Annotated in this window: 17 protein-coding genes; 1 reads left to right on the plus strand and 16 read right to left on the minus strand. The window is 44.6% G+C overall.

The window, feature by feature from the left end; genetic code table 11:
- Positions 1-3 precede the first annotated feature (3 nt).
- Positions 4-579, minus strand: a complete 576-nt coding sequence (locus ACVBDY_RS09040) for an RNA polymerase sigma factor (RefSeq protein WP_447175150.1) — start codon at positions 577-579, stop codon at positions 4-6.
- A gap of 335 nt (positions 580-914) precedes the next feature.
- Between ACVBDY_RS09040 and ACVBDY_RS09045 the strand changes: the two genes are divergently transcribed.
- Positions 915-1,409 (plus strand): VOC family protein, encoded by a 495-nt coding sequence (locus ACVBDY_RS09045; protein ID WP_447175151.1) that lies wholly within the window; start codon positions 915-917, stop codon positions 1,407-1,409.
- A 31-nt stretch (positions 1,410-1,440) separates the two neighbouring features.
- On the opposite strand, the gene ACVBDY_RS09050 is transcribed toward ACVBDY_RS09045, so the two are convergent.
- The 15 genes from ACVBDY_RS09050 to ACVBDY_RS09120 form a co-directional block, all read right to left on the minus strand.
- On the minus strand, positions 1,441-2,757 hold the full coding sequence (locus ACVBDY_RS09050; RefSeq protein WP_447175152.1) for an ATP-binding protein: 1,317 nt from the start codon (positions 2,755-2,757) through the stop codon (positions 1,441-1,443).
- Positions 2,758-2,998: 241 nt separating this feature from the next.
- On the minus strand, positions 2,999-3,820 hold the full coding sequence (locus tag ACVBDY_RS09055; protein ID WP_447175153.1) for an N-acetylmuramidase domain-containing protein: 822 nt from the start codon (positions 3,818-3,820) through the stop codon (positions 2,999-3,001).
- 124 nt (positions 3,821-3,944) lie between these two features.
- The gene (locus ACVBDY_RS09060; RefSeq protein ID WP_447175154.1) at positions 3,945-4,664 is read right to left on the minus strand and encodes a hypothetical protein; all 720 of its coding nucleotides are present in this window, start codon (positions 4,662-4,664) and stop codon (positions 3,945-3,947) included.
- A 47-nt stretch (positions 4,665-4,711) separates the two neighbouring features.
- On the minus strand, positions 4,712-8,650 hold the full coding sequence (locus ACVBDY_RS09065; RefSeq protein WP_447175155.1) for an eCIS core domain-containing protein: 3,939 nt from the start codon (positions 8,648-8,650) through the stop codon (positions 4,712-4,714).
- A gap of 5 nt (positions 8,651-8,655) precedes the next feature.
- A complete protein-coding gene (locus tag ACVBDY_RS09070; RefSeq protein ID WP_447175156.1) occupies positions 8,656-9,738 on the minus strand; it encodes an eCIS core domain-containing protein in 1,083 nt (360 codons plus the stop codon).
- 10 nt (positions 9,739-9,748) lie between these two features.
- Positions 9,749-11,275 (minus strand): contractile injection system tape measure protein, encoded by a 1,527-nt coding sequence (locus ACVBDY_RS09075; RefSeq protein WP_447175157.1) that lies wholly within the window; start codon positions 11,273-11,275, stop codon positions 9,749-9,751.
- Positions 11,275-14,835: a PKD domain-containing protein gene (locus tag ACVBDY_RS09080; RefSeq protein ID WP_447175158.1), complete on the minus strand. Its 3,561-nt coding sequence runs from the start codon at positions 14,833-14,835 to the stop codon at positions 11,275-11,277. Before ACVBDY_RS09080 ends, ACVBDY_RS09075 begins: the two co-directional genes overlap by 1 nt.
- Before the next feature lie 11 nt (positions 14,836-14,846).
- A complete protein-coding gene (locus ACVBDY_RS09085) occupies positions 14,847-17,552 on the minus strand; it encodes a contractile injection system baseplate wedge protein (protein ID WP_447175159.1) in 2,706 nt (901 codons plus the stop codon).
- Positions 17,540-20,695 carry a baseplate J/gp47 family protein gene (locus ACVBDY_RS09090; RefSeq protein WP_447175160.1) on the minus strand — a complete coding sequence of 1,052 codons (3,156 nt, stop codon included), beginning with the start codon at positions 20,693-20,695 and terminating at the stop codon, positions 17,540-17,542. Before ACVBDY_RS09090 ends, ACVBDY_RS09085 begins: the two co-directional genes overlap by 13 nt.
- A 42-nt stretch (positions 20,696-20,737) precedes the next feature.
- Positions 20,738-21,148, minus strand: a complete 411-nt coding sequence (locus tag ACVBDY_RS09095; protein WP_447175161.1) for a gp25 family contractile injection system sheath assembly initiator — start codon at positions 21,146-21,148, stop codon at positions 20,738-20,740.
- 155 nt (positions 21,149-21,303) lie between these two features.
- Complete coding sequence (locus ACVBDY_RS09100; RefSeq protein ID WP_447175162.1) at positions 21,304-21,597, minus strand: PAAR domain-containing contractile injection system baseplate protein; 294 nt, start codon at positions 21,595-21,597, stop codon at positions 21,304-21,306.
- A 74-nt stretch (positions 21,598-21,671) separates the two neighbouring features.
- Positions 21,672-23,417, minus strand: coding sequence for a type VI secretion system tip protein VgrG (vgrG, locus tag ACVBDY_RS09105; protein WP_447175163.1), 1,746 nt, complete (start codon positions 23,415-23,417; stop codon positions 21,672-21,674).
- Positions 23,414-24,103 carry a CIS tube protein gene (locus ACVBDY_RS09110; RefSeq protein ID WP_447175164.1) on the minus strand — a complete coding sequence of 230 codons (690 nt, stop codon included), beginning with the start codon at positions 24,101-24,103 and terminating at the stop codon, positions 23,414-23,416. The genes vgrG and ACVBDY_RS09110 overlap by 4 nt, the downstream gene beginning before the upstream one ends.
- An 11-nt stretch (positions 24,104-24,114) precedes the next feature.
- Positions 24,115-24,273: a DUF5908 family protein gene (locus tag ACVBDY_RS09115; protein WP_447175165.1), complete on the minus strand. Its 159-nt coding sequence runs from the start codon at positions 24,271-24,273 to the stop codon at positions 24,115-24,117.
- On the minus strand, positions 24,263-24,715 hold the full coding sequence (locus ACVBDY_RS09120; RefSeq protein WP_447175166.1) for a phage tail protein: 453 nt from the start codon (positions 24,713-24,715) through the stop codon (positions 24,263-24,265). Before ACVBDY_RS09120 ends, ACVBDY_RS09115 begins: the two co-directional genes overlap by 11 nt.
- Between the last annotated feature and the right edge of the window lies 1 nt (position 24,716).

Raw genomic sequence — 24,716 nt, forward strand, 5'->3', positions numbered from 1 at the left:
TTTTTAACGCAGGAAATATATTTCGAGCAGCAACAGGGAAATGGTAGAAAAACCGGAGAGTTCTTCCTTAAGTGTGGCAAGGGCACGGTTCATATGGTTTTCGACCGTACTTTTGCTGATGCCCAGTTCACGGGCTATTTCTTCAGTAGATAGTCCTTTGATACGCTTCAGAATGAGGATCTCCCGGGGACGGTCGGGAAGTTTTTCAATGGAAGATTCCAGCGCCCGGTGAAAAGCTTCTTTGGTCATTGTACTGTCCATATCCGTCAGGTCGGGGATGTCTGCGGCGGAAAGATCGGAAATGGCAAGTTGCAATTCGTTTTTCATAGATTTAAGAGCAAGGTTCCTGGCTATGGTCAAAATATATGCCCCTATGCTACCGGACGCATCCATATCGTGGCGTTTTCGCCAGACAGTGATAAAAGTTTCCTGGATAATATCATCGGTATGAGTATTCAGCCTAAGGCGGTACAGAAAACCCCTTATTTTTCCCGCATACCTGTAATAGAGGACAGTAAACGCCTTTTCGTTATCGTGTGACAACAACTCGATTAGAACGGAATCCGGGGTATTATCCATGAAACTGAAAAGGTTTAGTGTATGGTTTAAAGGGAAATATCCTTTAGAAACGCGAAAGTAAAACTAATTATTCCACATGGGCTGTTAAAATTATTTAAAAAAATTGTTGCCTGTGTATGACGGCGCAAAAAATACCTGTCCCGGAAGGCTTTTTTATGTTTTGAGGAGAATATACGATATTAAAAAACATATTATGACATCCCGTTGCACATTTTAAAAGAAATAGATCTTCTGTTGTTGTCATAATGTTCGTTTTGTACCCCTATTATGCACTATCTTTGATATGCAAAAAACCGTGATTGCTTAGCGCGTATCCGGAGAGGTAAAGTATATTTATGGCAGATATGTATAAAGTTCCGGAAGGAACAGGAATAGGGCATGTGCACCTGAAAGTCTCGGATATTAAAAGAGCTCTGGAATTTTATTGTGATTTACTGGGGTTCGAACTGATAACCACTTACGGTGAAGATGCCGCCTTTATTTCCGCCGGAGGGTATCATCATCATATAGGGCTGAATACATGGTACAGTAAAAACGGGCCGCATCCGGCAGCTGATGCTACGGGACTGTTTCACACGGCAATTTTGTATCCTACCCGTAAGGATCTCGCAGTAATATATAACAGGCTGAGAAAGGCGGGATATCCGCTTACGGGAGCTGCGGACCACGGTGTATCCGAAGCCTTGTACCTAGATGACCCGGATGGTAACGGAGTAGAACTTTACCGGGATCGTCCCAGGGAAGAATGGCCCCGGAAACCGGACGGATCGCTGCATATGTATACAAGACCCCTGGATATTCAGGACCTGTTGACCGAGCTTTATAAATAGGGACTTAAGCTAAGTACCGGTCTATTTATATTTATAACATTTTCCCTTCTTTTACATATTCTTTCTTGATACCGTTTACGATATCTTCCAGCTGGATGGTATCCTGCTCTTGTTCCAGGGTTTTCAAACAGGTATACTGTATAATGTTGACAATATTGGCCCCGGTAACGTCATATTTCCGGGATATTTCTTTCAGGCAGACATTTTTGGCCAGGGGGATCTTTTCGGGCAGGTTGTTTTGCCATAATTGCAAGCGCTCGGTATAAGTGGGCATGTCAAAATCTATGATCGACTGGAAACGCCTGCTGAATGCGGTGTCTATATTGCTTTTAAGGTTGGATGCCAGTATGACCAGCCCGGGATGGGACTCGATGCGCTGAAGGAGATAGGACACTTCCTGGTTGGCGTATTTGTCATGGGCATCACGGACATTGGTCCGTTTTCCGAATATAGCATCCGCTTCATCAAAAAATAATATCCAGTCTTTGTTGGTAGCCTTGTCAAACAAGGAAGAAAGGTTCTTCTCTGTTTCTCCTATATATTTGGATACTACAAGAGACAAGTCTATACGGTATACATCCCGGCCCGTATATTTTCCCAGCAAACTTGCCGTGAGTGTCTTACCGGTACCCGGAGGACCGTATAACATTACCCGGTATCCCGGTTTTATCTTTCCTTTCATGTTCCATTCGTTCAGCAATATATCATTATGGTGAAGCCAGGATTCTATTTCTTTTATTTGTTTGAGGGTCTTTTGGTTCAGAACCAGGTCTTCCCATTCCATTTCGGTCTCCAGAAGTTGTGCGGGGAAGTTGGTGCTGAGTTTCGGTTTAAGTATTTTCCCCGTGGTCAGCAGTTCCGTATATTCTTCATCCAGGATCAGTTTGCCGCTCATTTTAGGCTCTCCGATGGGCACTTCCTCCATGGAGAGGATCTTTTTTCGGAATAAACAGGATTCGCTGTGTATGAATTCTATGGCTTGTACACGTTCATCCATATCGCCGCCTGCCAGTAGAAAAAGGGCAGTTTCTCCGGTAGGAAGAATGCCCCGGTGATTTTTGGCCTTTACCCCTCCGAAGAGGGGAAATTCCCCGCCATTAGGTAAAACAACGGATACGATATCGCTGAGATAATTCGGGGACAGGTGAGGTATCAGGGCAAGCAAAAGCAGGAGCAGATCTTGGTCGCCCAGGCGGTGTTCGGATATAAAACGCGCCAGGGGAGAGGAGAGATCAAATTCATCCCTGGGGGGACAAAAACAGGGTTTGGCTACATTTTCTCCCGTTCCGAAAGCAATGTACATCCGGTACTCCAGGGTATTTTTTAAGAGGTCAAAAAATGGCTTCATTGCTTTCAGGTTTTTTATTGTTTTCAGTTGAGGGTCAAGCCCCTGTTCCCGATAACTATTGCAATCGGGATTATTACCGCACTCTAGTTGTGCGAAAAAATTATAGCCTGGTTATTTATTAGGTTAATGGGTTATTTGGTTTATGCGTATTGCATGACTAACTGAATAACCTAATAACTCAATAACCAACACCCAATTTCATGGCATATCAAAACCTCTGTGCGTTTCAGTGCAGGGCGGTTCAGTTATACCGGTTGTATGCCTTTGACAACTTTTCATCGTATCGGTTCTCTTTGTATCCCGGCCCGTTATAACCTTTTGCAAAAGCAGCCCAATCTTTGTTTTTAATATGACGGATAAGATGATTTACTTCCAGGTATTTGCCAAATGCTTTCAAATGTTCTCTTTCGTGTTCGTATTGTTTGGCCACAAAATGATCTACAGACATGTAACCCAGGTCTTTGGCATGGTATCCCATGACCTGGAATGCTCCCCAGGAAGCGGCGCTGTAGGCGGCGTCATGGACATCCTGTAAGTCGGACATCCCGGCGGCCTTTTCCAGGCGGTGATATTCTCCCGCACCACCGGCATAATGTTTTTTGGTCCAGTTTTTATACAGGATATCAGCAGTTCTGGATGACAGGAATTGCTGAGGATCAACACCTCTTTTTACCAACTCTTTCCAGAATACATGCCCTTCGAAGAGAATTTTGGGGCGTCCGTCCACCAGGAATCCCTTACCGTTGCTTTCCACTTCGTTCACGGCCTTAACGGCGGCCAGTTCCAGGTTATAGTGTTGCGCAAAATCTATAAGGTCCTGTTCGGCCAGTAATTTGTCATTGTGTTGCAGGATGTCCTTTTCAGCTTCCAGGAGTTTGGACCAGGTCTTGATGCCTACGACACCATCCACAACTAGGCTGTTTTTTTGCTGAAAATCATGTACGGCGGCATCAGTGTCCTTACCGAAATAATCGGAAACCACCACGGTATAACCCATCTTTTCCAGTATTTCTTCCAGGAAGCGGACGTCGGGGCCGGTGGATCGGTATTTTATTGTTTTCATGATCTTGGTTATTGAAAGCTATTTCTAAAATACGAGGACAGGAAGAATAAATCAACAGGGAAATTCCGGTAAAATATGGGGAATATTCCCCTAAGTATTTGGGTTCTTTAACGGTACTTTACAATTAGATTTCACCATAAAAAGCATCATCGCCACAAAAGCCAGGTATGGCATCATCTCCCCAACTACAAGTTGCCTTTTCTTTGCCAAGGCCTTCAAAGGCTCTTACTGCATCCTCAGTCCATTGATCTCTAGTCACTAGCTCCTCTAAAACTTTGGCATTATCAAAAGTTTCCAGTTGATTTTTATGTTTCAGAAAAGCAGCCATCCTTGAAGCTAACCATCTTCGAAATTGTGTTGTAATGTGTTTCTGGTCTACTTCTATTAGATCCAATTCTTTTAAAGAAATGATACCATATCCGGGTGGAGTATATGACCGGTAATCTGCATCCGGCTCACAAAAAACAAACATACCACCAAAATCAGATCCTCGACTCCATGCCTCATAATTCGGTCTTATGATCGTTTTAAAATTTGCACTGTCATATCCGAAAATCTCCTCTTTGTCTTTAGTTAATTGATCTACTAGTGATGAATCCACAATAAGTGCCCGTCCTTTCTTCCATGTATTTACTTTTTCTCCATTAATGACTACCTGTCTAACGAAACTTCTGAGATATTTAGAATTTTCTGGGGTTACAAGAAGGTTTAAATAGGATTCTGCTTCAAATTCACTATCTAGCTTTCTTGCATTCCCTATCAGCTCCTCTGGTATCTCATTTAAATTTGATATTTGATATTTGTTCATATCTTTAATACTAATATTAATTTTTTGTTTAAGCATAAAATTCAGCCTATTATATTCTAATTTACAATTATAATACTAATTCTTTATTGTGAATCAGGTTCTGCTATAACATCTATAGCCACATCATTTCTTGGAACGTCACGATAAGTTGTATAAGTATCAGTCTTTTTATTATAAATTGTAACATCTCTAAATTCTACGCCATCCATTACAACTCTCAAGTCCCCATATCCTTGTTCTATTTTGCCTTGTCCGAAAGAGGTGTCCCTAATGGCTGTATCTGCAATTGCTTGTCTGGAAAGACTTGGGTTTTGAGCACGAACCTGATCATAGTTAATTACAAACCTATCTAAATTTGAAGCCCATATTTGCCCATTCAAATTAGGAGGACGGTGACCATATAAGGCTTCATAAGCTTCCATATTCAACCTATTAGCCTCTGGCGTCCACTTAAACCCTTCAGCTACCAGTTTGACTCTACCTACCCCTGGTATGAGAGCATTTTGTGGATCAAGAAACATATCTGGTCCAGTTTCTGGAGTTGCTTTAACGTAATGAGTAAACCTAGCACCTGTTTCTGTATCATAGAGATTCCAGGTGTTTTTACTTCCGTTAGATGTCACATCTGTATATGATAACCTAGAAACATCATCAATTATAATCTCTTGTCCTGGCCTAATTGGTACAGGTACTTCTGTTTCTGGAGGAACCCTTTCAGGACCGTCAGGCTCACTAGGCCTTCCTGGTATTGGCTCGGGAGTATCTGATGGCACTTCCTCCGTTGGGCGCCCCTTGCCGCCAGGCAAAAATCTTGCCAGCCAAGCAAAAAAACCAGCGATAGTCATGTTGATCAATAAATCTTTATCCCATGGTTGACCATTAATTAGATTTGTAATGACAGTTACTACGCCCGCAGTTACAGACATTATTGCGACAAAGGTCCAACTAGCTACCGCTACGGAAAAAACTTCAACAGCTACAAATGCGACTACTGCAAATACAGCCCCTGCTGCAGCGCCAAATAGTGCTGCCATTCCTACTTGCCCCCAATCTACACGAGACCAATCCCATCCCCCCGTGAAACTTCCATTAGTAGCTTGATTTACTACAGATCCTACCGCTGCAGCCACCCCACCAATGACGGCAAAACCAACTACCAATACAGCCAAAAGAGCTCCGCCTGTAAGTGCTGTACCCGCTATGAGCAATAAAAAAACTATGGTGAGCAATAAACCTACAATTAAACCAGCCCAAAAGCCCGGACTGGATAGCATTTCGACTGCGTCATGAAACTGGTTGGACAACCAACTTCTTTCCGCTCGGGTAGCGGCTCGGGTTTGACCTTCATCAATACGAGAATTTAAATCTCTTAGTGGAGTTCGGGCTTCTTGAGTCGCTTCATTAACCTGGGTTCCTAAATTCCCTTCAAAATCTACAAAGCCACTTGTGAAGTTTTGATTTATGGTTTGTACTTGTTGTTTAATATTAGTGTCGACTTGCCCGACGATTTGATTTGATCCGGAGACAGCTTGTCCGGTTGCTTCGCTTAGCTGTGTTATGGTATTCCCTTTGCTTTGATCTATTTGTGTTTGAGCACTAGAAGAAAACACATCGATTTGGGACAAAATTACGGATTGTGTATTGCCCAGGTTACCTCTGAGTTCAGTATTCTGTTGTGCTAATTGATTTGTTGCTTCTTGCGCACTGTTTTCAAAACTCAATTGCAAAGAATTGAAGCCGCCACTCATGTCATGGACAACAAGTGCATGAGCTTCGTCTACTTTTTGTTCAGAAATATTTGCGGCTGCAATTTCGCTGTTATTGTTTTGCAATTGCATTTTACTCTTAGTAAGAGCCTGTTGTGTTTGCTCATCAAACAAACTCATCGTTTGTTGCTCGGCTTTATGTAAATCGGCAATTTTCTTATCTATTTCTTTTTTAAGTTGCTGTAGCAGTTTTATTTCCAGATCTACTAACTGATCTAAAAGTTGTGCTTGAGTTTGCTGTAATGATTGGTCAGATGATTCTTCAATTGATTTAACACCAACTTTGGCATTTGAAAATATATTTAATATCTCACCATCAACTTGTGACTTTCCTAAAATTAACTGCGAAGCTGCTTCTCTGCCTTGCTTTTGAAATTCTTCCGAAGCCATAGGTCCCGTACTTCGTATCTTTTGTTCTGCATCTGCACGGCCTCCTGCTATTTTTTCAGATGAATCTGCAGCTATTTCTCGAGCTGTTCTCTGTTTTGCCGATCTCACACCGGTATCTGAGTCGTTTACATTTGCTTTTCGCTCACCAACATTGTATGCTTCGTTTACCGATTGAGTCACATTGGTTTGTAATTGGTTTGCAGAATCGTTTGCTGTTTGAACTGATCGATTTGCTAAAGTATTTGCCTCATTTGTAATATCTGTTTGACCTGTTGTAAAAATAGTGGCAACATTAGTTGTTGAACTATTCTCAGAACCAGTTAATATGCCATCTTGACCTACTCTATGGGAAGATATTTGGCCTTGACTGGTTGCTATATTGTTTATAATAATAGTTCTCGCATTTGTAATTGCATTCGTTATACGCGCTTCAATACTTATACCGGTATCTGTTAAGTCTTGTTGCTGTAACGTAACAAAAGCGGACAAGCTCTCTTTCTTTTCAGCGTAACGATCTAAAAATTGTTGCTGTAATTGTAGATATGACTCATTTATTTTTGTGAGTAACACTTTGCTACCAATCGATCTGGTATTAGATATTTTTGGTAAGTCAGTATTTAAACTAATAGCTGAAACCCCAGTTGTATCATTATTTGATTTAGATTGACCACGCTCAACTGTTGATTTAATCCCAGTTTTTTTGTTTGTCTTAACTTTACCTTTTTTATTAGGTTGTTTCCCTGGTTTTTGGTCTTTTTTCTTTGTTTCGCTAAGGGAAGCCTGCATATTTTTCTCTGCACTTTCTTTCGTTTTTTTAAGTTGAGATTGATTTGGTTGTTCATCTATTGGTGCTATTTGACCTTGATTTAAAACACCATTAGATGAGTTAGCCTTATTTTGAGATAGATTCTTAGCTTTTTCATCTAGTTGTTTAGGTTGTTTATTATCACTTAATGATGATAAATCATTAATAATATCTGTAGATTTTACTTCCTTATTCTGGTCTGGAGCATTTCTTTTCAAATTATCTTTTTGAGAAGGAACTCCAACTTTATTATTAGGCAATTCTTTATTTATTTCATCTTCGATTTTACTTTCTGGTTTTTCTGATTTTCTTTGAATCAATTCTCCCTTCCCTTGCTGCACCGTATGTGTCAGTTCATGTGCTAATAAATGTTTTCCGGAGCGGGATGAAGGATTATATTTCCCCTCATTGAAATAAATGTCATTGCCGTGTGTGAATGCCTGCGCACCCAGTTTTTGGTTCATCTGGACGGCTTTGTGGTCCGTATGTATTTTAACATTGCCAAAGTCCGTCCCGAATCCGCTTTCCATTTGTGATCGGGTAATGCCGTTCATGGCTTGTCCCCCGGAAGAATGCCGTAAATTGTGTTCCATTTTCGGGGGAGCTGTGGTCAATCGGTCAGCTTTGGCCTGGACCTTGGTGTTCTCATCCGTATTTCCATCATCGGCCTGGGACTGCTTTTGCAGAGATTGCTCTTCTTCCTGTTTTTGGATTTCCTCTTCTTCCTTTTCCTGTACTTGTTCTTCTTGAGACTGTTTTTGTACAAGAGGAGTAATACTTTCTACAATAGGTTTTTCCTGTATTTTAAGTTCTTTTTCATCCTGAGATTCTTTTTTTTGAACAACAGGAGAGGCTGCGAAAAAAGGAGTATGGTTTTGGTGTTGTAATGGGTTGTCCAGTTTTTGTACCACTTTGTCCGCATTATGGTCAGCTTCACGTTCGTATTTGTCGTCAGCTTTACCAACAGAAAGTTTTGCCTGTACACCAAAAAAATCCTCGCGACCCTTATTGCTGGAGGCCGGATTGGTAGTAATCCCTGATTTTTTGGCAAAAGCTTGCATAACAATTATGTGGTTACGGTTATGGGACCTGATAATTCGCAATGAGGATTAGTATTGCCGGCAAACCAAAACTGAAGGTAATACCTGCCATTTTCCAGATCGGACCATGTTTTGGTATCAGGTCCGCCAATGGAAAATCTTTTTGTACCCTGTTCAGAATCGAACCAATTATCCACCTGTTTTACAAGTGTGACGCTTAAGTGGGATATGCTCGCGCAACCGGGAGGGCTCCAATTGGAATCTATCATTGCGCGGACAAAACCGCCATTGACATCAAACACCCTGCTTTGTAAAAAGCGGTGTTTTATACTTATAGTACTGCTAAAACTCGCCTGTACGTTTGGATGGGATCTATTTGTTCCCTGTTGAATGGTATGTGTTAACTCATGGGCCAGTAAATGTTTACCTTCTGCGGAACCGGGATTGTATTTTCCCTTGTTAAAGTAAATATCATTACCATGAGTAAAAGCTTGTGCACCAAGTTGCTCACTCATTTGCTCGGCATTGCCGTCTGTATGGATATTCACATTACTGAAATCGGCACCGAAACCGGCTTCCATTTCCTGCTTTTCCCCGGTACCCATCTTATTACCCATTCCTTTTTTGTCGGAAAGTTTACTCTCCAGTTCATTGTTATCCGGAATACCCAATTGCATAGTCTTTGATTTGGCCTGGATTTCCTCCTCCTGCTTTTGAACAGGTTCTTTTTCCCCCGTCTCTGCCTTTTTCTGCACCGATTCATCCTTTTCGCAATCGGCACATTTGGCCTGTACTTCTTTTTCTTCCTCTTGGTTTCCCTGCTTTTGTACGGGTTTTTCTTCTTCTTTTAACTCTTGTTTTTGCACGGTTGATATGGTTTCTGCCAGTGGTTTTTGCTGCAATTCTTCTTCACCGTTTCCCATTTTCTGGATTCCGGGTTGATCTGCAGTTTTATTCACTACCTTATCCGCCACATGATCGGCCTCCTTTTCGTATTTGTCTCCCGGACGACCTACATTCAGCTTGGCCTGTACTCCAAAGAAGTCCCGGTTGTTTTCGTTTTTCAATGCTGTAGAAGCATCGCTCTTTTTTCTTTTGAATTCTCTCATGGTTCTCGTATTACCATTCTACAAAAATCAGTTTCTCTATCCACGGAATTTTTACAATACTGATATTCCACGGCAGTTTTTCCAACAGGATGTCCTGTGTTTTACGTTCCACAATGATCCTGGGATTGTCTTTCCCAACCACAAGTTTCCCGGGACGTTGTATGAATTCATTCCTGATGGTCCCGGCAGAAGTGTTTTTGAGCGCTTTCCATTGCTCAGTTACCGAAGCCAGTAATTCCAGGCTCTTTTCCTTAAGCCGGTCGGGGAGAGGGATTTCCCTGGAAATGGGTTCGTGTGGCTGAATGTTGCACAGGAATTTTTCCAGCAGCATAACATTTTCGGTTTCCATTTCCTTCCCGGTGGCCGTATAATGCAGTAGGTGCGCTGCGAGTTCTTTATCCGTAAAAACATTATCCGGACCAATAAGCCCGCAATCGAGGAAAAAGGGTTTTAAAAAAGGATGTAACAGGATAAGCCCCGCATTATTGACAAATACTTCCTTTTCACTCTCCGCTTCCGCAAATACCATTTCTTCCGGGGTGTCCGGTTGATTATTTGTCTTTTGGTCTGAAATGAGGACATGTTCTCCCGGGTCCATGGAAGAATGAGGAAAGGATATATCAGGTAAATTCTCGTTGTCTTCATCGCAATTGTACGGTGACGCCCCTGCAGTATTTTCTGTTTCTTTTATTCCGGGGAAGAATGCAGATAGCTCGGCCATGCCCGATTTGAGGTCGATTGCATTTGCAGACAGTATCATGCTTGTGATAAGGCTCCAAAATCGCTCTTTTTTTTCTACTTTACACAGTTCGGCTTTCTCTTTCAAATATCCTGTAAAACTATTCCATGCCTGTTCCTGTACATTGCGTACCGGGCTTTCTTCCTCGTCGGTTTTTTTTTCATTTTCCTGTAAGATCCGGGAATAAACGGCGAGAAAAGATGGAGTGAATTTGACATAGTGCGTGATGAGCGGGATCAAAACCTTGTCCGGGAATTGCCGGATAAGCCTTTTTACGGAAATGCTGTCCCGGAGTACATCCATGAAATCCCTCGCAAATCCTTTTTGGAAGATGAGGAGAGGTATATTCCCCGGGTCGGACAGCATATCCACATCTTCCGCAGATGCCCACCAGGGAGTTTCTCCTGTCTTCACAAAATGGAAGAATGTGTTGTAGAGTTTTCTTTCCGGAGAAACCGGTTTTGCTTCTTTATTATTCTGATATTGTACCTGTTGGTGCGTAACTGACAGTTTTTCTATCTCCTTTTTTATCTGCTTCTGAAATATCCTTTTCAGTTCGTCAAAATTTCCCCGGAGATATTGTTCTTCCACATCCAGGTCGAGATGCAGCTTTTCTGTTTGTATGAAAACCGTTTCCTTTGATATTTGCACAGTATTGAAATATGTTTCCAGCATCGGGAACACTTCATTTTTCAGGAAAGTATCCAGGTGTTCCCGGAGGTAGTGTGCCGTTTTCAACGACCCGGTCTCTACCTCAAGGAAAACCCGTTGAATGATATGTTTCTGTCCGTTGTGCATCAGAGAATGGCTTCCAGTTGTTTATTGATATAATCTTTGATGAAATCTGCCTGTATTTCAAAGAGATATTCTTCCAGGAAATTTTTCAATTCGTTGTCTTTATCAAAGAAAATCTGTCTTTTGAAAAGGGTTTGCAGTATTTCCGTAACAGAGTCCAGTAGCCCGGTAAGTATTTCCTGGTACTTTTCCAGGACCGGCAGAGGCTGACAGTGCAATATGAGATACAGCAGTTTTACCTGGGCAATGAACATTGTGGACAACTGTTGGAATACTATGGGACTGTCCTGCCATTTCAAAAGGTATTGTGCGGTAGTCCGGACCAATTCGGTGAACATTTTTTCCAGGTCACCATTGAGGTCACCGTCAAGGTAACGGAGGTCTTCGAGGACTGTTTCATATATTTTAACCGTGGGATCAATGATATTTTTACGGATATCTTCATCCACATCCATCAGTTGTGATATACGTTCGAGTTCTTCACGGATAAGAGCTTCCGTTTCTTCGATACAACCCTCGTTGGAAACCGTTTCGAAGGCAATGGTGTGTTCTACGGTATCCGGACAGGCGCCATTACCGGGAGTGACGGTAAGGGATACGGTAACCTTGTTTTCCTCGTTCACAGGGAGTTTGTAGGTGTGTGTCGGGTTTCTTTCTTCCGAGGTGTTTCCGTCACCGAAATCCCACCGGAACATCGCTTTATCCAGTCCGTCTCCTTCAGGTAAAAAGGTGATCCCGGGTTCGGTTGCCGGGCTTTCGGGCACTTTAAAATCAAATACGGGAGTCCTGTAAACGGTAAGAGTTACATAGGTTACTTGGTCGTTTACGGTAAAACGTATTTCCGAGCCGAGCATTTCTTCCGGGAAACTTTCGTTATCGATGATCAGTTGATTACCTTCTACGGTCAGGCCTTCGATTTCCGTATCGGGTTTTATGATGCCGTCTTCGGGAGAGACCTCAAAAAGCAGCGGGCTTTCGTCCGTGCCGAGGCAAAAGGTATCTTTTTCCAAACGCAGGAAAACTACCGGTTTGGGAACGATAAAGTTTACAGGCGAGCAATCCGAGCAGCAGAGATAGGGCAGGGAGAAATCCGCGATGACCGTGCCTCCGGGAATACTCGTTATGCCTTTTAATCCTGCATTTCCTATTCTTGTCTCCAGTGCCAATAATTCCCGGGACACCTCCGGTTCTCTTATATTCGCACGGATAAACGGATCTTTTAAGGCCATGTCCCTGCCGGGAGTGACCCTCTCCGTTTTGGCAAGATAGACCAGTACAAAGGTGCCGCCTTTCCGCACTCCGGCGTGGTGCTCCAGTCCGGGGTGTTTTTCGGCGAAACCGGATAATTGCAGGTGCAGCAGTATTCTTTCTTTCCGGTCTTCGATCTCTTTTAATAAAAGCTGAAGTTTTTTTCCGGAACAGCATATGGAGGCCAGCTGGTTGATGAGCAGGCCGTAAAATGCCCTCAGATTCTGAGAAAGTTCAACATTCTGATATGTGCTCTGCAACTGTTTTACGAAAGAACATAGCTGTTCCAGTGTGATGTTGTAAGATGCTATGATATCATTACTAACACCTTTTAGTCCGCCGGGCATTTTTCCGGACAGTACATGGGTGTAGGCTAGTATTTTTATGGAGTCGTCGATGACGAGTTTTTTGATCTCGGCTTTTCCTCCCCAGACTTCAGGGTCGAGGGTGTCGTTAGCGATGAGCCCGGCATCTGCTATAATGTCGTTTACGGAACCTGTCTTGTTTTTATCAAAAGCTGTTTTTACAATATTTCCCAGGGCATTTTCATCCAGGGTAAGATTGTCTTCCACAACTTTTCTTTCTGTTATGACAACATATTCTTTGGTTTCCGGGACCTTTGTGGCGTCGGCTCGCATGGAGAGCGTAAAATCTGAGGAAGCGGCCAGTTCCCGTACTGGTGTTTTTACATTGGTCCCCGGTTCCGCTATACTGAACCCGGAAAAGAAGGCAGCCACTTCAGCAAGAATGCACTCCTGTTCTGCGATCCAGGCTTTCAAGAGTACCTGGAGGTCTTCGAACTCACATTCGTAGTCGTCCATCTCAATTTCCTGTTCATTTAACCCTATGGATATCGCCTTTACATCAAAAGCAAGACTGTTTGTTGTTCTTATCGCTTCGATCTGTTCCAGCGTATCCGCGTAATTTTTGCCCTGGTGGCCCTCTATCCTGTAAAAATCATAGGTGTCCGGTCCGTATTGCAGCGGTTGTTGTACCTGGGGAATATTCTCCAGGCCGGCGGTATGGTAGCTCAGGTTGTTCTTTTGCTTGTAGATGGATGTTTTATAATAGTTCCAGCTTTTCAGCAGCTCTTCATCTACCTTATAATAAAACGGAATCGCTTTATGGCCAAGCATCCCTTTAATGAGAGAAGGGGTTATTTCAACTTCTCCGGGGGGAACAGAAAATAAATTCAGTATGTTCTTTGTCCTGTCCACCAGGCTCATGAACTTTTTGCCATAGTCGCGATCGTTGTGGACGGGTGACTTGTAAAACCGGTGACGGTATGACATATGAGCTTCGGTATCGGTTACTTTTCCGAGCATCAGGTGTTTGGGAAAGGCACCTATGTCCGGGCAGCATTCGGTGGTCAGGCGAATGAACAGTTCTTTTAATTCGGTGTAAGTGTCTACCAGGTCTTTGAGGAGGTCATACCGGTACTGAAATTGCACAGGAGTATTTAATATACTGAACCCGAACCAGTTGTTGATCCGGTTCTGGATAATAGCATTGTCCGTATTCAGGTTAAAATGAGATAATATCGCTTCAAAGCCTTTTTTAAGGTGTTCTATGATGTTGTTATTAAAAATAGCGTTGCGATAGCTTGCCTGCAGGGTTTTTAAGGTATTGGTGTTGGCATTGTTCAGGATAACGCGCTTCAGGGCTATATCCTTGAGGTTGTCATAAATAGCCTTGAGATGGTACTTCTGATATATTCCGTCCTGGGCAATAATGTGGTCCGCATCGTCTTTTGTTACGAGGAGAACACGCAGCCGGGAGATATGTTCTGTCCCCTGGTTATCACAATCAATGCCGGAACACAGGTCGGGGTCTTTGGGATAGCTTTCGAGGTAGAGAAGGACCACCATGTTTTCGGTATCCGGTAGTTCGGACAGCGCACTTTCGTCCGTTACCTTGTCTTCCGGAATAAGTTCCCAAAGTTCTATTTGTTCCTCACCCTTATAAAAGAACGGCTTGTAGAATGCCTTATCATCGATAAAGGTTTTGAACGCGGTGTATTTTATTTCAGGGATATCTATATTTTTTAATGCGGAATCCGGTATGTCCTTTCGCAGTTTTACAAGGTCGCCGTCGGTAGTCACTCCGGTACCCTGTGTAATGGTGATACTGTTCTCTGCCGGGTTGAACCGCAGGTTGAATCCGCAAACGATCCCCACACCGCTGAGGGATATCCTCGACAGCCTTATCTGGTCCTCAAAGTAATCGATAGATTCGTTGAGCTGGGTATGGGTGAGTACCTGGTCCTTTTTATAGGAGTGGTACTGGGTGGTTATGGTATCTAGTTTAGTTTCCATGGCTGTATGTTTTATAGTGTTCCTATGTTGGTTCTTCCGAGGATGAGCTTTCCTTCCAGGTGTTCTTCTTCATCATCACAATCGTACAGCCTTCCCACGGGGTAGATGGTGTTGAGTTGTGACAAAGCGTCTGTGAATGCTTCTAGTATATCCTTATCCTGGGCGGTTCCCAGGGATGTTTTGGCCTGCAAAAAGGCCTTGTATGTCTTTTCAAAGCGCAACAGGTCGTTTTCTTCATCGGGAACTTCGCCTTTGCGGTATCCTACCCAGCATATTTTGGCCAGGATATGTGCAGGAAGTTCCTGGCGGACCAGGTTTTCGAGATATTCCCGGAAATCGGGATCTGAAAACCGGAGGGTATAGCCCGGAAGTACGATGCTCACGCGGTAGGAATACGGGTCTATGGTATGGCATTCTTCGCAGTCGTCAGTACAAATCGGTAGAAAACCGGCATCGGCAATGTTTTTGGTCACATCCGGGAGTAAAAGCGGGTGTTCCACCAGGAATATGCCCTCCTCGGTAAAAGTAAATTTCATAAAGTCGATAAGGTCCGTAATGGCATCCCTGACCTCTTCCTGCGTATCGTAAGATTTGGATTGCCTGGCAATGATCCTGTCCGGGTCGCTTATGTCGGTGATCTCCGGATTGATGACGCGAAATGAGAATTTGCCGCTGACCGACTGACGGACCTGGATATTGCCCGTGACCACATCGGAAATGGGCTTTTCTAAGGCCTTTTCCACATGTTCCTTTCGGGTTTCTATGATTTTTATCACTGCAAAACAGAGTTCTTCCGTGGCCAGTTTTATGGTCTTATAATCTTTCATGGAGGAGAGGACAACATGATTGTTCTCATTTCGTATTCTCCACCTGTAGACCGTATCCCCGCCACCGTTGACAAGGCTATAGACCTGTACGAAGGAACGCGACAGGTTTCTGCGAAAATAGTTTTTGATCCCCGCCAGCCTTGCGATCCTTTTTTGTGCACCCGAAACGTTATCGGTATTCCATAATTGCTCGCCGGGTTGATGGTAGTAATTAAATGCGCTTCCCCTTTCTGCGCTCACTGTAGCATATTCCCTGAGAAAAGCACGCTTGTTGGCCAGTACTATTTCGTCGGATGCGGCACCATAGAGGGTCTTCATCAAAAAGGCATAGTTGCCGAAACGTTCGGCAAACCTTGCTATCAAATGATCGAGAAGCCTGTTCTTTCTTTCTGTCGAATTGTCAAGGGAAGCGAAGAGCATATCCGTAAGTTTGTCGTCATCCTCATAGTCATCGTTTACCAAAGCCTTAAGATCCCGGATGTCCTTAACCGTCTGTGCAAAATAGGTTACGGGCAGTTCACCTTCCTTGGATAGCAGTTCCTTTACATTTTCCAGGTGTTTGAAATAGCTGGCGAGTATCTGGTCAAAGAACAGGAGATAGCCCTTTAGTTGCCTGGCCAATGCCCTCCTGGAAGCATCAGCAGTAGACGGCAAGCCGTTTATGCCGATGCCGTAGGTGTCGGGAAAATCATTCTGAATTGTGGTAGTGGCACCGGGAGCGGAATATTTTCCGCCGGGAAACTCCAGTTCCTTGTTAAACCTGGCCTTTTCCCTGTCTGTCATTTCTTCTGCCTCTAACTGTTTTTTATGGGTTTCCACCGCTTTTTTATCGATATTTACCGGAAGAATCCCCTTGGTATAGCTAAAAGTGCTTTTGGAGCATATCCGTGGCTTTTTGTCCTTATCCACACAGATGATCCAGTTGTCATCTTCACCGGGAGTATCGCAGTCGTTCAGGGAAATTTCCTTGATTTCACGTACCTCCTCAATAGCCATAATAATATTTATGATGTCCGAGAGGCGTACTTCCGTGCGAAGTTCCGTTTCCCGGAGTTCTTCGGTGTCTATGAAGCCGTTTTCCAGCAGGGGACCTTCGAATATTTCATGGGATGTATAGTCTTTGTTCAACATTTCCTCCAGGGAATGAAAGGTAACGGCAGGGGAGAAGTACTTTTCAATGGCCCGCAGCACCCTGGCATGAATAAATTCTTCATCCGCTTCCGGCGATATATCTATAACAGCACAGACCGAAATAGGATGTGACTGTACTTTTTTCACTTCAACCAGGTCTTCACAGAGGTTCCGGTTTTGATGGTATTTTTTGAGAATGGCTTCCTTTATCTTTTTTTGTTTTGCCATTTGTTCTGCCTTGCTGAGAGTGCCGAAGTCTTCGAAGTCCACCCAAAGGGAATATAGTCCCTTAAGGGTGAAATCTTTTTTGAAACCACGGGGGGTCGCGGCAAAGTCTTCTTTATTATAGGACAGGAGCTGCTGTTTGCAGTCTACATACACTTTTTTGTCGTACGCTTTTAACCAACAATTTTTCACCCCGGGGATATCTATGAAAAGTTTTCTGTAGTCCGTCGCGGTTACCGGTTTGGAGGACAGAATATCGGAGGCCTTAAAAAATTGCTTTTCGAGTCCGCTATGGTCCTCTTCAGCAAGGATATCGGCAATGGGCATATTAATGCGTTGTCCCAGGTCGGTTATGGCATAGCACAGCATTTCAAGCATGGTAATGCCCGGGTCGTGTATGTTATAATCGGTCCACAGCTTACTGCCCAGATGTTCGATATGTTCCATTCCTTTTTCCCGGAGGAAATCAAAATCAAGATCATCTCCCGTGGCGGTACTTTTGGGTATACTGATGTGTTTGTCTAGGGTTGACATTTTTCCTGGTTTTCTATATTGGAGTTAGTACATGTTTTTATGGTCCCGGTATCTACCTTGTGCTCCCTGGCGGAGACCAGGATGGCGGCAGGACTGGAAGGAGCAACCGAATTTTTCTGGATATCCCCGTTCTTGAACATGAAAACATCCTGCAGGTAATCCACATAATTCAGTTTTTCGATATAATTGACGAGAACGCTCTTATGCAGGGATGTCCCGAACTCTATACCTCTATTTCGATCAAAAGCCCAGGGCGAGAGAAGCCTGGTAATGTCTTCATTCAGTTGTTTTTTATAAAAATTTTCGTCAAACCTGGTATGAAATTTTACTTTTAGTTCCACTTTTACAGTTTCGTATTCGGGGTTCACTATTGCTGTTGTTACATGCATGGAATTGTATCGGTTAATGTATTCCTCCATTTCATTTAAAAGGGTAGTGCTCACGCGCGGCTCATAAATATCAAAGACATTTTTATTGACAATATCCGGGATGACCACCAGGGTTACATGACCGGGAGACTGGTAATACATTTGATTTTTCTTGCTGCAATACCGGGTATGATTCAGACATTTCGATTTATAGACTTCAGGAAATTGTTCTAAGAGCATATGCTCGCAATCCCAGAGCGTCTGTGCCCGATTTTTGTGACGTAACCTTTCACTTACCCTGCGATAGTAGTTCCGGTCGTTTTCCGGGGAGATCCCTCCGAACGAATTGTAGGGCTGGGTAACGGACTTAATACTACTGAGGCGTTCAACGGGTTTTGATATGGTCCCGGCAGGCAGTCCGTCGCCCAGATGGGACAATTCATTATCCCGGTTCTCAAAAACCGCCTTTACGGCCTGGGTGTGTATGCCAATAGCCTTGCAGACCACATCGAAGTCTTTGTACAGCTTGGCACGCAGCCAGTACAAGCCCTCAGGTAACCTGGTGTTGTTATCTGTAGCTTCACGGGGAATGGAAAACCTTACAATACCGGACCGGAGAAAATTGTCGATCCCGTTGTGAATTATATAGTTATCATCCATAGGGATCCATTGGTCATGGCTCAAAACAGACCATTCGACTTTCTGATTTCCCTTGAAACTTTCCTTTTCAGGGTTTTCACTACCTTCCAGCAATTGAAAGAATACGGATAATTGCTGTCCGGGAACCAAGTGTTCAAGGCCTATATAAAATTCGCCGCCATGATTACAGTATACGGGTAAAAGGGTTTTCTTTTCCGGGGTTTCACACTGTCCGAAAGGATGAATGTGAAATACGTCTATATCCCCGTTTTCCGCACTTGCCGTGTAGTCCACGGAAATACTGTCAGCGAACGGGGTATAAGGTTCGTTGGGAATAAGTACGTTATCATCGTCGCTGGCCAGGGCAATGGCATATATCCTCGGAAACATTTCATGCAGGAAAGGTTGTTGCAGCGATAATCGAAGGGGGCCGTTCTTGCCGGGTGCATAGGGAGGTGATGGATTATTGACGGTGAGATCGGTTTCAAACACCCCGCTTTTATCTGTAAACAAAGTGACCATTCCATCGGGAGTATCCGCGCTTTCCCATTCTTCCTTGTTGGATATCAGAACAATGGCCTTAAAGTGGTCGTTGCCCTCTACGATCAGGTTATCCTCATTGAACGACGGGGTGGTGAATATGTTATTAACCCTCTCTTTTTTTCGGGTAGCTGCCTGGTAATTATCAAATATCCCGCTTTTGTATTTGTGTTGGCTGGATTTATACTTGTCATCTTCCCTGTAGGCGTAGTAGAGGGTCCTAAAACTGTCGGGGGTGTTTTTCCAGGTGATATTTATATCTATTTCTTCCCAGCATTTTTTAAATATCTCGGGGTAGTGTATAGTAAATGCCGACCCTTTTACCGGACGTGTGGTGAACGGGTAAAAGGGTTTTTCCGGGTTCATCGCTCCGTGGTCATTTTCTATGGAAAGGTTTTTAATACCTTTTACGCCGATACCGATGCTAATGTTCTTAATGGTTTTTCCTGCCAGTTTTTTGTACAGTCCGTAGCCGTTTTCTGTTCCGGTCCTGCACACAGCCTTTACGAGGGGCAGGGAAGTGCGGAAGTTTTCTTTTAACGCTTTTTGGTCATACGCAATAACGGCATCGATATCTTTATCTAATATTATAGTACATGTCAAGGTGTTCCCATCGGTTCCGGATATGTTTTCATCGGGGGAAGCGGGACCTATCCATGCTTTTTCCCCACTGAAATAGAATTGTAATCCGTCGTTTAATTCGTCTCCTGTAACATGGGGTACGGATTCGTTAAAGGTTATATCGATAGTGACGGTCCTTTCTCCTTCCGCCAGTTCCAGGATGGGGGATGCAACGGCAAAGCCCAGCGGGGCATCCTGTAATTCGTGCAGTCCTTTCCCGATGGCTTCATCCCCGGTATAGCTGTGTCCGAAGGGATACCATTGTACACGGTCTTCGGGAAAACCGGCACCCTGCCCGTCGTGTGAATTGGCTATCGGGCTGTGTTTGATAACTGTGTTGTCCCTGTAAACATTTTTGAGACTGGTAATTACGGCTTTGTTGGCCACCAGTTCGTCTGTGGTGGTGTAGACGCGTTTTTTGCCCGAATTGTCTTTTCCTCCGTCAAGTCCGGCAGCTTCGGGGATCTTTTCTTCGGATAGGTTTTTCGCAAGTTCAAACAAAATATAGACCTTATCGGGAGTGGGAGGGAGCTTGTCTATCTTCAGTACTTCACGATAGTAGAAGTCCAGGTGTCTTTTGGTCAGTTGGTTAAATCGTTGCTTACTGAGTTCCAATAATTTTAAAAAACAGAGGAAAAGAGTGAGGTGAGGGGTGAGGGAGTGTTCGTTTTCCAGGGTTTTGAGGCCATTGTGGATGTCTTCCTTTACCTTGTTGAACTTTGTCGGCATATCCACACTTACCTCTTCCTTGTCCATGCCGAAATGGGCGAAGAAATTCTGCCAGTTGCCCGAAACCTTATTATCAGGACCGAAGTAGTTGATGTGTTCGGCAAATTTATAGGCAAACAACATCCAGTCGGCTATGTCCAGGTCTTGTAACCGGTAGTAGTCCGGGTCAAGGGCGTCGGTATACCGCTGCCCTTGTCCGGTGCCGTCCCTCTTAAGGATTTGCAGTATGTCATTACAGTCTGCCATTTTTCAAGTTTTGAGGTGGTTATTGTTGGTTTGCTATATATTTTATCTGTCTGTTCCTTCTCCTTTATAGAAAGGAAAAACAAGATTTTTCCTTGAGTTTGTTGCTCGGACCCTATAATTAAGCAGTATGAGCAATTCACCTTTTAATTCGTCGCCCTGGGTGATGTCTGTTTTCTCCACATCGATCCGGGGTTCATAATAAAGGATGGCGTTGTTTATAAGCTCCGTGACATAGGTTTTCAGGGTCCTGTTCAAAGGGTTGAACAACAGGTCATCCAGGTTACAACCGTATCTGGGTTGCATTATACGTTCTCCGAGCCTGGTAGAAAGCAGTATTTCCAGGCTTTTGCGGATGTCTTCCTCATTGAAGGTCATGGCGACGGACTTACCTGCCTTGTTGAACTGCGGAGGAAAACTCCACCCGGTACCGAGAAATGAATCTTTCTGGTTCATTTTTTTATAATTTTATTGGTTGTAGAGGGGAATACGTTCATGGATTGTCACCCCTCTGTTTCTCCCTTCAAGGGGAGAAGACATCTTTTTTGACTCGCTAAGTAAGATCTATACCTCGTCCCGATAATAATCGGGATGTATCCGGGGTATTTGCCTTATCCGATTAATACGGTGGGTTCTCCCAGGATTATGGTGCCTCCGTGTGCGGTGGTGTCACCCAGTCTCGCCGCGGGCATACCGCCGATAAATACGGTAGCGGAACCCATAACAATACTGTCCGGAGGGCCGGTGCATGTGGCCATGTCCCCGACTTTTGCCGCCGGTAATCCGCCGATAAGAACGGTAGGTTCTCCGGGCGGGAGGATGGGGCCGCCTACATGGGGTACGCCCCCGGGGTTTACCATCGGGCAGATGTGCATATCGGTTATTCTGGCTGCTGGTTGTCCCATTTTTTTAAGTTTTTATGGTTATTGGTTCTATCATGTCTGAGACGCACGGCCGTGCGTCTTTACGGGGATCTATATCAATTGATCTGTACGATCCCGCCTTTCAGTACAGCCAGGGCGCTGGACGACATTTCTGCGCCGGCGCTGCCTTCGGCCTTGTATTGTGCATTGGCTTTCATGTTGATATTGGTTCCTTCTATATTGACATCTCCAGTGGCTTTCAGTTGGATATCACCGGGGCTTTCCATACTTATCCCGCTACTGTCCATGGTGATGATATTACTGTTCTCATCTTCCATTCTGATAACGCCGGCATCTTCGTCGAGGGTAATGGATTTGCCTCCCGGGGTTTCGATTCGGATGGATTTTTTATCGTCGTCAAACAACACTTTCATTTTACTTCGGGTGATAAAACCCTTTTCGTGATTATCGTCACTCGCGGTGATGGGAGCGGGTTTGGCGCTGCTGTGCAACATACCGAGAACAATAGCGTCATTGGGATCTTCGTTGATAAAACCCGTGATGACTTCGTCCCCGATCTCGGGTCGAAAAAAGGCGCCCCGGTCTTCACCGGCATCGAGAGAGGACACCCGGCACCAGATGCCTTGTTCCTTGTTGTTTACAATGGGAAATTTTACCAATACCCGGTCTTCACCGTCCGGATCGTCCTGTAGCTGGGAAACAACCCCCACCTGTAAGCCCTTTATGGCGGGCAGCAATCCGGAAGCGGAAGGGGAGTGGATGTCATAAGTTTCCGAAAACCACTGCGGATTGAGTCCGAACTGGGCATCCACGGTCCAGTTCCCTTCGCTGATATGGTGTTGAATTCCAGTAATATAGGCTTTACCGTTAAACCGGTCGCCCACACCCTCCAGTTTCAGGATCGTTCCTGGTTTTACCGAGGGAATGCCCTGGAATTTTACCCTGCCGCGGACCCGGGCAAGTCGCTGAAAAAGCGACCTGGCATCGGCCCAGTCCTGTAGCTCAACATCTGAGACACCACCGCCGTGGCGCAATTCCATATTCTCCAACGCGATAACCTGCGACAGGTCGTCCGGGGAGAGGTTCCCGTTAAGGCTTACGTCCGGATTGTCGGCCTCGATCTCCAGTAATTCCTGGTCGGCCGGGTTCCAGCCATAGGAGGATATTTTATTGAACTGGTTCCGGGCGTCGATCTCGGCATCAAAATCGAGCATGGTGGTCCCGAAGGTCACGGTTTCCACTTCTTCCGTATCCAGGTCGGGTTTTTTCACAACGAGTTTTCCGTCATCGGCAAAGCACAATTTTCCATTGGCCTGCGCTCGGGAAACGACAAAATCCCAATCCGAAGCGTTGTATTGTACCAGTTCCCTATGTGTGTACTTGGTCGCTTCCACCTCGTTTTCGAGGGCATAGGAGCTTATGATTTCTTCGAAAATATCACTGTCTTTCGCATCGTAGAAATATTTGCTCTTCCGGCCCACGGTCAATTTAACGGCTTCGTCCCGGCATTCAATGACCAAAAGGGAGGTATTGCTTCGTATTTTGATATTGTGCTTAATGATCATCCCTTTGAATATTGTGGCTTCGTCCGAATGATACCCGGCCGTGATCTCTATTTTTTTCCCGGGAACCAGCAATTCTTCATTACTGAGCTTAAAATCTCTTTCGGAAGCCTCACCGTCGATCAAAACCAGCTGGGCGGTGGGGACACGGTTGACTTCCTTTGCAACAGCAATACTCTTCACCTGGTATTCCCCTGAGAGTTCTTCGCCCTCAATGAGTACCTTGTGGGTTACGAGATCGGCACTGCGGCCTGTTTGTATGACATCACTGTTGTTCATAGGTTCGATTTTTGCAAGGGTGGAAAAAACAATTCCTGCCCGGTTTTCAGTTTCCGGAAATTGCCCAGTCCGTTTATCCTGGCCACTTCCAGGTAGTACCTGGAGTCACCGTAGATCCGGTAGGTCATGAGCGGCAGGGTATCCCCATCCCTGATCACACGGTAATGGGTCAGGTCCGGCGACTGGTTGTTTTCTTTAGCAGTCCTTAGGTTGTCTTCTACAAATCCCTTGAACTTTCCTCTGGCCACGGCCCTGATCGGCGTACCGTCGGGTTTAAAGAGTTTGAACTCGATGTCCATTTCGGTCATGGCCCCTTTAAAGAGCAGGCTGCCCCAGGCGATCATCAGGTAATTGGGCTTGTGCTCTTCGCCGTCATAATCGAGGATCACTTTTTTAAAGGCTTCCAGGTCATCGATAATACCATCATCGGTATTTTCATGGCCTGCGATGACACCGGTACGGTCAAACACGAATTCCAGTTCCAGTTCTTCCGGTAGTTTCTTATTGAATTTCGGTGCGGCCGCACTAGTGCCCGAAGCCTGGTCTTCATTCTGTTCCGTCTTGTAGTGATAGGTATATTTCTCCGGGTTCAGCAGGGTGGTAAATTCACCATCGCCAACTTTATTGTTGAATTCCGGGTCGCTATACGCTACTACTTTCAGTTTTTCGAGTTCACCTGTGCTCATTTTGCCTTGTTTTACCGTTCTTTTTGCCTTTGCAGGGTTTCCATGACATACTCCACACATTCCGCCGTCATATCCTTTTTATTCTCTTTGGACGTACCGGCAGGAGAGGAGTTCTTCTTACTCTCATCCACATGGATCTTAATGTGGAGTTCTTTGATCTCAATCGCCATTGCTGATGGTTTTAAAGTAATTATAACACAGTTCTACGGACTCTACCACCAGTTTGCTCTCTTCCGCATTGAAGTCCTCTACCGTCCATTTTACGGGATAAGCGTGTACTATGTTCCACGTAAGCAGCGGTTGTTGTTCTTCGTTGAGGAGTTTTACGGTGAGGTCCACGGGTTTGAACTCGAAGTTCTCTATGGCATCCCTGCACCAGTCGATCACTTTGGAACTGACCAGCATTCCCCGTTTTAAGACCAGGTTGGGGTACTTGGTCTTTACCGGGAATTTGTGTTTGAACCGGTTTTCTCCGCCTTCGGCAATCTCTTCGGTCTCGATATCTACCGAGAGGCCGGAGACGGACTGGAACCTGTGGTCTTCTTCCTTAGAATCGATACCCGTAAACTCCACCAGGAAATGAAAGCCTACCGGCGGATAGTACGTTGCCATG

This window comes from Sinomicrobium halophytocola, assembly GCF_052983395.1.

Excerpts from the sequence above, each read along its gene's own strand:
- ACVBDY_RS09080 (WP_447175158.1), bottom strand. The coding sequence starts at position 14,835 with ATGGAAACTAAACTAGATACCATAACCACCCAGTACCACTCCTATAAA.
- ACVBDY_RS09110 (WP_447175164.1), bottom strand. The coding sequence starts at position 24,103 with ATGAGCACAGGTGAACTCGAAAAACTGAAAGTAGTAGCGTATAGCGAC.
- ACVBDY_RS09075 (WP_447175157.1), bottom strand. The coding sequence starts at position 11,275 with ATGCACAACGGACAGAAACATATCATTCAACGGGTTTTCCTTGAGGTA.
- ACVBDY_RS09045 (WP_447175151.1), top strand. The coding sequence starts at position 915 with ATGGCAGATATGTATAAAGTTCCGGAAGGAACAGGAATAGGGCATGTG.
- ACVBDY_RS09115 (WP_447175165.1), bottom strand. The coding sequence starts at position 24,273 with ATGGCGATTGAGATCAAAGAACTCCACATTAAGATCCATGTGGATGAG.
- ACVBDY_RS09050 (WP_447175152.1), bottom strand. The coding sequence starts at position 2,757 with ATGAAGCCATTTTTTGACCTCTTAAAAAATACCCTGGAGTACCGGATG.
- ACVBDY_RS09040 (WP_447175150.1), bottom strand. The coding sequence starts at position 579 with ATGGATAATACCCCGGATTCCGTTCTAATCGAGTTGTTGTCACACGAT.
- ACVBDY_RS09095 (WP_447175161.1), bottom strand. The coding sequence starts at position 21,148 with ATGAACCAGAAAGATTCATTTCTCGGTACCGGGTGGAGTTTTCCTCCG.
- ACVBDY_RS09055 (WP_447175153.1), bottom strand. The coding sequence starts at position 3,820 with ATGAAAACAATAAAATACCGATCCACCGGCCCCGACGTCCGCTTCCTG.
- ACVBDY_RS09065 (WP_447175155.1), bottom strand. The coding sequence starts at position 8,650 with ATGCAAGCTTTTGCCAAAAAATCAGGGATTACTACCAATCCGGCCTCC.
- ACVBDY_RS09120 (WP_447175166.1), bottom strand. The coding sequence starts at position 24,715 with ATGGCAACGTACTATCCGCCGGTAGGCTTTCATTTCCTGGTGGAGTTT.
- ACVBDY_RS09060 (WP_447175154.1), bottom strand. The coding sequence starts at position 4,664 with ATGCTTAAACAAAAAATTAATATTAGTATTAAAGATATGAACAAATAT.
- ACVBDY_RS09100 (WP_447175162.1), bottom strand. The coding sequence starts at position 21,597 with ATGGGACAACCAGCAGCCAGAATAACCGATATGCACATCTGCCCGATG.
- vgrG (WP_447175163.1), bottom strand. The coding sequence starts at position 23,417 with ATGAACAACAGTGATGTCATACAAACAGGCCGCAGTGCCGATCTCGTA.
- ACVBDY_RS09085 (WP_447175159.1), bottom strand. The coding sequence starts at position 17,552 with ATGTCAACCCTAGACAAACACATCAGTATACCCAAAAGTACCGCCACG.
- ACVBDY_RS09070 (WP_447175156.1), bottom strand. The coding sequence starts at position 9,738 with ATGAGAGAATTCAAAAGAAAAAAGAGCGATGCTTCTACAGCATTGAAA.
- ACVBDY_RS09090 (WP_447175160.1), bottom strand. The coding sequence starts at position 20,695 with ATGGCAGACTGTAATGACATACTGCAAATCCTTAAGAGGGACGGCACC.